Raw genomic sequence first — 11,599 nt, forward strand, 5'->3', positions numbered from 1 at the left:
AGCCGTGTGCGGTGAAAGTCGCAAGCACGGTTTTGTAGGAGAGATGGTAGGGGACACCCTGCCATCGACTCTCTAACCGATCGACCGCGATTTTCGTAGGGGCTCGCCTCACCAACAATACTTGCCAAGAATTGACAATCTCAAAAACCCGCCCCAACCGGGATATTATGGTTAATCGATCGGACATGATATGAGGGATGAGTAGGGACACAACACTGCTGTGTCCTGGGAATTATCTGTTTGTATTAGTGTAGCGGGCCTGCTGAGATGACTTTGACGATCGCATCTGTGACATCAGTCGGCCGTTCATACGCTAATTGTTGATACCACTTTTCTGTTACAACTGGATCTTTACCGTGTATTTGTTCCGCGCGCTGTCGGGCTTTTTCAACAACTGCATTCGCCCGCTGTTTGCGCTCGGTTTCGTAACGTTTGAGCGCGTATTCTACGCCCAAATTCGTACTCAAAAGGTAGTTACTGAGTACCAGCCCGTCTTCCATCGCCTGACAGCCTCCCTGGCCGAGATCCGGGCAGGTGGCGTGGGCCGCATCTCCCAGCAAAGCCACTCTACCGCGAACGAAGCTGTCGATCGGCCCTACGTCGTGAATTTCCGGCCGCGCCACTGCTGCTGGATCGAAAGTATCTATCAGCAATTGCACGGGTTCGGCCCAACCTTTAAAATGTTCTTTAAGTTCGGCTTTGTAATTGTCGGGATTGGCGGGAGTACCTTTGGGCAAGGGAACATCTAAGAAAAAGTAAAATCGATCGCCCGCGACTGGCATCATTGACGCCCGTTTGTGCTCGCCGACATATATCGCCCAAGTGTTTTTCGGCGCTAGTTCTTCCGCTGCGGGTACTAACCCGTTCCAGTTGATATAACCGCCGTATTTCGGCTCTACTTCGCGGCCCAATATATACGTGCGCAAAATCGATCGCACGCCGTCAGCCGCCACTAACAAATCGCCCTGCGCTTTGTCTCCGTTTTCAAAGATTGCTGTTACTTTGCTGGTGTCTTCTTCAACGGCAATACATTTGCTATCGAGCTTGAGTTTTCCCTTAAAAGCTGCTAGCAACATATTCTGCAAATCGCGGCGGGCAACGGGATAGGGGCGCTGACCGACTTGTTGAATTAGCGGCATTAAATCGATGTCATTCAGCAGTTCGCCGGTTTTGGTGCGGTATTCCATGCGCTCCATTTGACCGCCGATTTTTGCCATGTTTTCGCCTAAGCCCAAGCGGTTGAGAACTTTGACGCCGTTCGACCACAGGGAGATGCCGGCTCCTGCGGGGCGCAGTTCTTTTACGCGATCGTAAATTTCAACTTCATAGCCCGCTTGTTCGAGGGCAATTCCCGCAGTTAAGCCGCCAATTCCCGCACCGATGATGACAACTTTTAAGTCGTGCATTCTGTGTTTCTCCTGCTGAATGACAGCTTATTTCTAGAATTCATAACAGTTAAATAAATCTTGTTTCCCGTCTGTCGCAACTTTGAAACTAACTATATTTTATAATACCATAATGGCTGTTTTTACTGTATCGTAAATTACTAATTTATGCGGTTTTAGGCAAATTGCGATCGGCTTTGGTGTCAACCTAAGTTCAAACCCAGTCACAGATTGCTGTTTGACCATTAAACTTAGATCCCCCCTAACCCCCCTTAATAAGGGGGGGACAAGAGCCTTCTCAAAGTCAACCCCTACTCCCCTTTTTAAGGGGGATTTAGGGGGATATGGACTCGAATGAAAGCGATATTCCTCATGTGTTTTAGACTTAAGTTGACACCAATGAGGCAGTGCCGTTTCCCTACTTTGGGTATCTTACTCAACTATAAACTTTGTGAGTTCGCCGAGATTTTGCTGAATCGTATTTGTCCCGCGCAGGTGAGAAAGGTGTGAACCTCCGTACAAAAAGCTATTCAAACTAACTTGATAATTTTGCTGAACTGCTAAATCCAGCCACAAATTGTTAATCGCATCTCCGGGTTTATAGTCTGGAATGTTGTGCTGGTAGTAAGGAAAACTGTCTATACAAGTATTGAAAAAGTTCTTGCGCCCGCAATGCTTTAAATACTGATATCGCGGTTTGAATTCTGTTTGATTTTCCAATACTGTATATATAGTATCTGCGAGAGATTCTGGGTCAAATTTGGCGTAAAGACCCGCACCTTCCGGGAAAACTGGCGAGTTTCCTCTGGCGTATTGGTTAAATTCTTCAAAACAAATTACTGGTACGTTGCAACTCATGGCTTCGGTAATTCCTCGGTTTTTTCCTTCGAGGAGGGAACCGAGGACGAATGCTTGGGCTCGCGAATAATATGTGGGTATTTCGCTGTAGTAGTCAACTCTGGGCACTAAGTTAATGTAGTCGGAGGGATTGGTTAAAATTTCCTCGACTTGTCGCCATTCTTTTAATGCGTACTCGTCGAGAGTTTTCAGGTTGCTAGCATCAAATTCGTGGCCGGTGACTACTGTTAGTTTTATCGGTTTTTGCGGATATTTTTGGCGGTAAACTTTTAAGGCCTTGGCTATGATTGGCAAATTTTTTTCTTCGGAAATTCGCGCGACGGCTAGCAAGTCGATGTCTTTGGCGGGGACGTTGCGCGGGGAAATTAAGTATTCGTTGATGAAGTCGGTGTCTTGCAGTGGTATGATTGGTTTGTGGGCGCGATCGACATAAGTTTCGCGAAACCACTTTTCTCGCTGTGGGTTTTTGTATAAACTGGAGTAGGCGTCAGCTATGGGGGCCCAGGAGTAGGAGATTCCGGGGGAATAGGTGAAGGAGAAAAATACTGATGAAATTTGGGGAAATAGTTTGTTGATGAGTTCGACTCCTTCGCTGAAGTAAATTCCTTTGATGAAACGCCCTTCGTAAAATAGTGGGGGAAGCAAGACGTAGAAACTGACGGTATCGAAGCGGTGGGGTTGGTCTTCAAATATCTCCCAGCTAAAGGCGTCTAAGTCTGCATAGATTTCGGCGATTGGTTTGTTGATGTGGGGGTTGCGTAAATATGGTTTTTGTCGATCGTAGTTTCCGCGTACCATATAATTCTGAGTGTGAGTATCTAGCTTTTTTTATTTAACCGCAGAGGGCGCAGAGGGCGCAGAGAAGAAGAGAAGAGAGTTATTCACAAGTCATCCACGGGTTGTTCTAGTGATTCATTGTCGCCTATTGTGAGGGCGAGTTGGTAGATTTGGCGGCGGGGGAGGGATGTTTGTTGCGCTAGCTGGCGGCTGGCTTGGGAACGACTTATGCCTTCTGCAATTAATGTTTGCAATTCTGCTTTAATGGCGTCTTCGGAAAATATTGGGGCGGCTGTTTGGATGCCGGCTATTACGAGGGTAAATTCTCCCTGGGGTTCGCGATTGGTGTAAAGCTCGATCGCACTTTCTATACTACCACGCCAAAACTCTTCGTGCATTTTAGTTAATTCTCTTGCCAGCACAATCTGTCTGTCGCTTCCCAAACTATTTGCTAAATCTTGTAAAGTTTGTCGCAATCGGTGGGGAGATTCGTATAATATTATAGTGCGGGATTCTATTTGCAAAGCTTCTAAACTTTGTTGGCGTTCTTGACCTTTCACGGGTAAGAATCCTTCAAATACAAATCTCTCTGTGGGTAATCCTGATGCAGTTATGCCAACTATGCAGGCGGTCGGGCCGGGAATCGGAATAATGTTAATATTAGCATCGGCGCAAGCTTTCACTAACTCGTATCCGGGGTCAGAAATTCCCGGCATTCCGGCATCGGTGACGAGGGCGATATCTTTGCCTAAATGCAGTTTGTCGAGGAGTTCGGGCAGTCGCTGCTGTTGGTTGTGTTCGTGATAGCTGATTTGGGGGGTTTTGATTTGGAAATGTTGCAAAAGTTTGCCTGTATGGCGGGTATCTTCGGCAGCGATGAAGTCTACTGTTTGCAAGATTCGGATGGCGCGAAAGGTCATGTCTTCGAGGTTGCCGATCGGGGTTCCTACGATGTAAAGTGTTCCTGTATTGGGATTTGCTTGCATTTTAAGATTGGGATTTTTTAACGATGGGACACGGGCGGGACGCCCATGCCACAGGCCCATGCCACAGGCCCATGCCACAGGCCCATGCCACACATTTAAGAAGATATGAAAACGGGATTGTTTTTGGGATTGGCGACTTTAGATTTAATTTATTTAGCCGAGAAGCCTCCTGGTGAAAATCAGAAAGTTGTTGCTTCTGATTGTACCATTGCTGCGGGCGGGCCGGCGGCAAATGCTGCGGTCACTTTTAGCTATTTGGGGAATGCGGCGGTATGGGCTGGCGTTTTGGGCACTCACGCGATCGCCCAATTAATTCGTGCAGACTTAGCGGAGTATAATGTCAGGATAATTGATTTGGCACCAGGGCGATCGCACTCGCCGCCAGTTTCCTCGATTATTGTAACTGAAGCAACGGGCGATCGATCGGTAATTTCCATCAATGCTACGAAATCGCAAGTTGACAGTCAAACAATTAACCCGGATATTTTAACATCAGTTAATATTGTACTGCTTGACGGACATCAAATCGCAGCCAGCAAAGAAATTGCTCAACTTGCCAAGTCAAAAAACATTCCAATTGTCCTCGACGGCGGCAGTTGGAAACCCGGATTAGAGGAAATATTGCCTTTCGTTGAATGGGCTGTATGTTCGGATAACTTTCATCCGCCCAACTGCGACAATTCCGAACAAGTCTTTGCTTACCTGTCAGCAGCAGGAATTTCCCATATTGCCATCACTCGCGGCGAAAAATCAATTTTATACCTCAGCAATGGCACTTACGGCACTATAGAAATACCTCAAATCCAAGCCACAGACACTTTAGGCGCCGGCGACATCTTTCACGGCGCTTTCTGTCACTACATTTTGCAAAATAACAACTTTACAGATACTCTCACCGCAGCAGCTAAAATCGCTTCCCATTCCTGCAAAAACTTCGGAACCCGCGACTGGATGAATAAGAGTTAATTTTCAATTAAAATTAACCAAAGTATCCGGGGAAAACCCCTCCCAGCTAGAAAACTTGAACTCGCAACACCTGTTAAGTTAAAATCCTAATAACAACCTTGACAAAAATTGTCAACTCCTTCCCTCTCTTCCTTCGCGCCCTTAGCGCCTTCGCGGTTCGTTAAAATTGCTATATTAGTAAAACAACCTCAAACCAAACCAAACAGTCCCAAAACAACATACCCGAATCATGTCTGACACCCAACCCCTAACTATCACCCTTCCCCCTTTGCGGATTACCCTAACAGAACAACAGCAAGTTAACCTAGAATGGCTGACACAAAACTTGCCAAATCTACTCACCCCAAGCAAACAAGAAGTCCCCGACAATATGAAACAGTGGGTGGCGGCCAACAAATTATTAAATCAACCCGACGCCGAAATCATTCAAGCCTTAATAAATACCGGCATAGATGCGGAAACAGCCACCGCAGAAGTGAGGGAAATATCCTCTCATCCCTACTTCCAAGCAGGTAGCCATTACGTGCAGTTATTGCAGAAATTAGAATCGCATCTCAGGATTAACAATCAATTAGCTGCATTGTCTTCCAAGTTTGGCACAATCGAACGCAAAAGCAGCCTTTCCAGAGAGTATTTTCTCGAAAATTACTACGCCAAAAATACTCCAGTAATTATTACCAATATCATGCACAACTGGAAAGCGTTGCAGTTGTGGACGCCGGAGTATTTGCAAGAAAAATACGGCAATGCAGAGGTACAAATTCAAGCCAACCGCAATTCCGACCCGAATTACGAAATTAAGATAGAAAATCACAAAAAAATTGTTTTGTTCCGCAAATATGTAGACATGGTGGTCAAGGGCGGGCCTAGCAACGACTACTACATGGTTGCTAATAACCAAACTCTTGAAAGAGAGGAATTTAAACCCCTATTCAACGACATTGAAATATTCCCAGAATACCTCAATCCAACGGATACAAAAGGCAGAGTTTTCTTTTGGTTCGGCCCGAAAGGCACGATTACACCGCTGCACCATGACCCAGTTAATTTAATTTTAGCTCAAGTGTCGGGTCGCAAACTAATTAAATTGATTTCTCCGCAGCAAACACCTCTGCTTTACAATCACGTCGGAGTTTTCAGCAAGGTGGACGGCGAAAATCCAGATTATGAGAAATACCCGCTTTACAGAGATGCAAAAATCATCGAAGTAATTTTGGAACCGGGAGAAGCTATCTTTATTCCTGTTGGTTGGTGGCATCATGTAAAATCATTGGAGGTTAGTATTTCGGTTTCGTTTACTAATTTTGTGTTTCCTAATTATTATGAATGGAAATATCCTCATATTAATTGGTAATTATCAAGCTGGCGAATATAATTCGCTGCTACACATACAAAGTCCGCCTACGCGGACTAAGAGAATAAAAGATGTCTCGTTCTCTCGTTCTCTCGTTACTAGGCTCTGCCTGGTAACGCATATCTAGAGGCTCTGCCTCCGATTCTACTAATAGGAAAAGGAAAGCTCTGCGCCTGATTTTGCCAACAGGAAGAAGGAGGCAGAGCCTCCGGGTAGGCATTCCCAGGCTCTGCCTGGGAACGAGTAAACAGGAAGAAGGAGGCAGAGCCTCCGGGTAGGCATTCCCAGGCTCTGCCTGGGAACGAGTAAGGGGCGGGCACGGGGGCACCGCCCCTACAGAAGTCTGCGTTAATCGGCGTTTATCTGCAGTTCAAAAAAAAGAAATTCATGAAAACTCTCGAAGAAATCAGCGAAATTGCCCGATCGATCGCCTGGAGTGCATCAGATATCCTACAATCCTATTATCGGCAGGATTCCAACACTCCTAACCTCGACATCCAAGAGAAAAAAGATGGCCCCGTCACCGCCGCCGATGTCGCTGTCAACTCTTACATTCTCGACGAATTGCAGTCGGCTTTAGGGAATGCAGAATTTGGCTATCTCAGCGAAGAAACTTACAAATCTTATTTAGAAAAAAACGGTCAAATTCCCTTACGTCAAAGTTGGGTTTGGATTATTGACCCTTTGGATGGAACGCGAGATTTTATTGACAGGACAGGTGAATTTGCCGTTCACATTGCTTTAGCGTTCGAGGGAAGACCGGTATTGGCAGTTGTGGCTTGGCCCGAACAGCAAAAGATTTATTACGCAATCCGCGATGCGGGTGCTTTTATGGAAAGTCGGGACGGTTCTACGGTCAAATTGCAGGTTTCGGCGCGAAATATAGTGGCAGATTTATCTATAGTAACCAGCCGCAGTCACCGGGGCGATCGCTTTAATCAATTGTTACAAAAACTGCCTTGTCAAAATCAAATAGCTGTCGGTAGTATCGGCTGTAAAATTGCAACTATTGTGGAACAAAAGGCTGATGTTTATATTGCGCTTTCGGGAAAGTCTGCGCCTAAAGATTGGGATTTAGCGGCGCCGGAATTAATTTTGACTGAAGCGGGCGGCCGATTTACTCGTTTTGACGGTTCTACTTTGCAATATAACCGGGGAGATGTGAGTCAGTGGGGGGGATTGTTGGCGAGTAACGGTTGCTGTCACGCTGCTTTGTGCGGGCAAGCGGATGAGATTTTAGCGGGGATAGATGGGACCTTGGGCTAGTCACAAGTTTCGTAGGTGCGTTAGAAGAGTGTATTTTCTGCACGACTAATTGCTGACGCACCCTAAAGTATGTATCAAAATTGCTGAGTTTGAAATTTCTGTACAATTGTACTTACGTTTCACAAATATTTGTGGTAAATCAATCTAGCATTCGTTACAGTAATAATACTTAAGTATTTTCCATATCTTTATCAAAATTTTAATTAACCAGGTATTTTTTAAGAAAAATTTACATATTTTCTGTAAAAAAACTGTTATGGTTACGACAAAAGATGAGGACTCACCGGGTTTGTACGGAGAAAGGGTGTGTCTCTATAAATAAAAATTGATAGATAGTTTCGGACGCCAGTCACGAAATAGCGGAGTTTTTGTATTTTTTTAACCCCCAGTAGGTGCAGTATGCCAAATTTAAATAATCAAGTTTCACCAAGTGCGATCGCCTTTATCGACACTCAAGTTGAAGATTATCAAAGTTTGATTGCCGGGATAAAACCGGGTACAGAAGTAGTCGTTTTGGATGGGAATAAAGATGCGATCGACCAAATTACTGAAATTTTAGCTCTTCGTACCAATATTGACAGCATTCACATCATTTCTCACGGCAGTCCAGGCAGCTTGCAACTGGCCGACGTTCGCTTTAGTTTAGATGATATAGAGTGCGATCGGAATTCTCTACAGCAGTGGTTTTCGCCACGAACCGACTCAATCCCCAACAATCGACCTCACATTCTTTTGTACGGGTGCAACGTAGCAGCAGGCGAGACAGGTAAAGCATTTGTCAAACGCCTGAGTGAGTTAACCGGCGCTAGTGTTGCTGCTTCGCAAAACCTCACCGGAAGTGCAGCAAAAGGCGGCGACTGGTTCCTAGAAGTAACATCAGGGAAAATTGCCACACCTTTAGTATTTCGGCCAGAAGTGCTGGCGGCTTACAACCACGTTCTCTCCAGCTTCAGTACGGCTACTAACTTTAGTGCGGGTTTGGCCCCGACGGCCACTCCTTTATCAATTGGTACGGGCGACTTTAACGGCGACGGTTTCTCCGACTTAGCCGTGCTCAACCTCAACTCCAGAGATATTTCCATATTGTTGGGGACGGGTACGGGCAGCTTTGGTACTGCTACTAACTTATTTAACCCCGGTAACGAGATTCCCAATTCCATTGCAGTGCGCGACTTTAATGGAGACAGCAAACTCGATTTAGCTGTAGCGAATCCTCTCAGTGGCGCTAATGGCAATTTCATTTCCATCCGGCTGGGGACAGGTACTGGCACTTTTGGCAATCCTACCAACTTAGGTCAAGGGATAAATCCTCGATCAATCGCAGCGGGCGACTTTAATGGAGATAGCAAGTTAGATTTAGCCACAGCCCCTTTGAGTGGCAACAACCTTTCAATTCTTTTGGGAGACGATACCGGTAGCTTTAGCACTCCCGCTACCATTAATACAGGAGCATCTCTTACTATTGCCACAGCCGACTTGAACGGCGACGGCAAACTCGATTTAGTCACCTCGAACAATAGCGCCACTAACAATATTTCAGTTTTGTTAGGAGATGGTACGGGCAACTTTAGCGCCCCCGTTAACTTTAGCGCGGGGACAGGGAATCACTTTGTCGTTACAGGCGACTTTAATGGTGACAGCAAACTCGATCTTGCCGTATCGAACACGGCTTCTAACAACGTTTCAGTCTTGTTGGGGGATGGTACGGGTAATTTTGGTACTGCTACCAACTTTAGTGTCGGATCATCTCCCGAATCTGTGGTTGCGGGGGACTTTAATGGCGACGGCAAAACCGATTTATCCGCGTCTAACGGCGGAGATAACAATGTCTCAGTCTTGTTGGGAGATGGTACTGGCAGTTTTGGTACTGCAGTCAATTTTAGTGTAGGAACTATTCCCCGTTCGATCGCAGCGGGAGATTTTAATGCTGACGGCAAGTTGGATTTAGCTACGCCGAACTTTACCTCTAAAGATGTCTCAATTCTGCTAAATACACCCAATACAGTTAATTTTGGTACTGCAACTTACAGTGGCACAGAAGGAACAACAGACACAGTAGTTAATATTCCCGTCACCATCAGCGGCGGCACTCCCTTTGCCGATGTAATTGTACCAATTGTCATCGACTCCAGCAGCACAGCCACCGAAAATTCAGACTACACCTTTTCGCCTACTACTGTTACATTCCCCGCCGGCACTACTACTCTCACCCAGAATGTTGCATTTACTATCAAACCCGACAATCTCCCTGAAAACGCCGAAACCGCAATCCTCAACTTTGGCACAATCACCGGAGGCATTGCCGGTACAACCCCTCAAACAACACTAACTATTGCAGCAAACGGTACAGTTTCTTATGCCATTGCTGCCGGTACTCCCAGCATTCTTGAAGGCAATAGCGGCACAAAACCTCTGACTTTCACCGCCACTCGCAGCGGCAACACAGGCGGGGCAAGTAGCATCAATTATACGATCGCCGGCACAGCTACAAACATCAGCGATTACAACAACATCGGTGGCACTTCAGGGGCAACTGCTGTTACTGGCACCATTAATTTTGCCGCCGATGAAACATCCAAAACTATTACTCTCGATGTATTAGGCGACACCCTAGTTGAACCGGACGAAACTATTGCCGTCACCCTGTCAAATCCCACCAGCCCAGGCGTAACACCGACAATTACCACTGCTACTGCTACCACAACTATTACTAATGATGACACTGCCGGTTTCACAGTTAACCCAATATCGGGATTAACTACAAGTGAAGTTGGTGGCAAGGCAGAATTTACAGTCAAACTCAACGCTCAACCTACTGCTGACGTTACCATCGGTTTGAGGAGTGACAATGTTGCAGAAGGAACCGTTTCAACTAATAGCTTAACTTTCACTCCTGCTAACTACAATCAACCGCAAACAATAACGGTGAGTGGTGTTAACGATTTAGTAGCTGATGGCCCTAAACCTTACAAAATTGTCACGGCTGCTGCTGTGAGTACCGATGTTAATTACACTAACCTCGATCCTGAAGATGTCACCGTCACCAACAGTGACAATGAAACTCCGGGAATTACGGTGAATCCGACGGCGGGATTAACTACTGGTGAATCTGGCACAAAGGCTAACTTTACTGTGGTTTTGAATACTAAGCCAATCGCTGATGTGACTATCGGTTTGAACAGTGACAATGTTGCAGAAGGAACAGTTTCGACTAATAGCTTAACTTTCACTCCTGCTAACTGGAATACACCGCTGCCGGTGACAGTAACAGGGGTTGACGATAGCATTGTTGACGGCAATATTGGCTACAAGATTCTCACGGCGGCTACTGTTAGTACAGATCCGATTTACAACAACAAAGATGTAGCGGATGTTAGCCTCAGCAATAAAGACGATGATACGGCTGGTGTTTCTATTACTCCCACGGCAACAACTGCTACTGAAGGCGGTGCGAATGGCAGTTATGCGCTCAAATTAACGTCGGAGCCGATCGCCCCTGTAACTATCACTCTCACAACAGGTAATGAGATAGAGGCGCTCGCCCCTGTGACTTTCACTGCGGAAAATTGGGGTGTCGCTCAAACCCTTACGGTGAAAGCTTTTGACGATACAATTCTGGAAGGGGCGCACAGCGGTAATATCACTCACAATGTGAGTAGCACTGATGCTAAGTATAATGGGATTGGGGTTCCAGGGGTGACAGTGGCGATCGCAGATAACGACACTGCACCGACACCGCCGACACCGACACCGACACCGACACCAACACCAGTTATAGTCGAGCCGCCGACGCCGCCGACACCGACACCAACACCAGTTATAGTCGAGCCGCCGACGCCGCCGACACCGACACCAACACCAGTTATAGTCGAGCCGCCGACGCCGCCGACACCGACACCAACACCAGTTATAGTCGAGCCGCCGACGCCGCCGACACCGACACCAACACCAGTTATAGTCGAGCCGCCGACGCCGCCGACACCGACACCAACACCAGTTATAGTCGA

8 protein-coding genes are annotated in these 11,599 nt (G+C 46.5%); 4 read left to right on the forward strand and 4 right to left on the reverse strand.

Going from position 1 to position 11,599, the window contains the following annotated elements; all coding sequences use genetic code 11:
• The 4 genes from QUB35_RS36560 to rsmI all read right to left on the reverse strand — a co-directional run.
• Positions 1-187, reverse strand: a 187-nt coding sequence (locus QUB35_RS36560) for a hypothetical protein (RefSeq protein ID WP_333147601.1), incomplete at its 3' end; no start/stop codon positions are given.
• A 58-nt stretch (positions 188-245) separates the two neighbouring features.
• A complete protein-coding gene (gene hpxO, locus QUB35_RS36565; RefSeq protein ID WP_333147603.1) occupies positions 246-1,406 on the reverse strand; it encodes an FAD-dependent urate hydroxylase HpxO in 1,161 nt (386 codons plus the stop codon).
• A gap of 411 nt (positions 1,407-1,817) precedes the next feature.
• Positions 1,818-3,041, reverse strand: a complete 1,224-nt coding sequence (locus QUB35_RS36570) for a glycosyltransferase (protein ID WP_333147604.1) — start codon at positions 3,039-3,041, stop codon at positions 1,818-1,820.
• A gap of 83 nt (positions 3,042-3,124) precedes the next feature.
• Entirely contained in the window at positions 3,125-4,006 is an 882-nt protein-coding gene (gene rsmI, locus QUB35_RS36575) for a 16S rRNA (cytidine(1402)-2'-O)-methyltransferase (RefSeq protein ID WP_333147606.1), read from the reverse strand.
• A gap of 105 nt (positions 4,007-4,111) precedes the next feature.
• Here rsmI and QUB35_RS36580 point away from each other — a divergent pair, with 105 nt between their 5' ends.
• The 4 genes from QUB35_RS36580 to QUB35_RS36595 form a co-directional block, all read left to right on the forward strand.
• A complete protein-coding gene (locus QUB35_RS36580) occupies positions 4,112-4,972 on the forward strand; it encodes a sugar kinase (RefSeq protein ID WP_333147608.1) in 861 nt (286 codons plus the stop codon).
• 229 nt (positions 4,973-5,201) lie between these two features.
• On the forward strand, positions 5,202-6,326 hold the full coding sequence (locus QUB35_RS36585) for a cupin-like domain-containing protein (RefSeq protein WP_333147610.1): 1,125 nt from the start codon (positions 5,202-5,204) through the stop codon (positions 6,324-6,326).
• Between the two features lie 387 nt (positions 6,327-6,713).
• Positions 6,714-7,592 carry a 3'(2'),5'-bisphosphate nucleotidase CysQ gene (locus QUB35_RS36590; RefSeq protein ID WP_333147612.1) on the forward strand — a complete coding sequence of 293 codons (879 nt, stop codon included), beginning with the start codon at positions 6,714-6,716 and terminating at the stop codon, positions 7,590-7,592.
• A 399-nt stretch (positions 7,593-7,991) separates the two neighbouring features.
• The coding region (locus QUB35_RS36595) for a DUF4347 domain-containing protein (RefSeq protein ID WP_333147614.1) at positions 7,992-11,599 on the forward strand (3,608 nt) is incomplete at its 3' end.

Origin of the sequence: Microcoleus sp. B13-B6, assembly GCF_036705405.1 — a bacterium.
Classification (GTDB): domain Bacteria; phylum Cyanobacteriota; class Cyanobacteriia; order Cyanobacteriales; family Microcoleaceae; genus Microcoleus.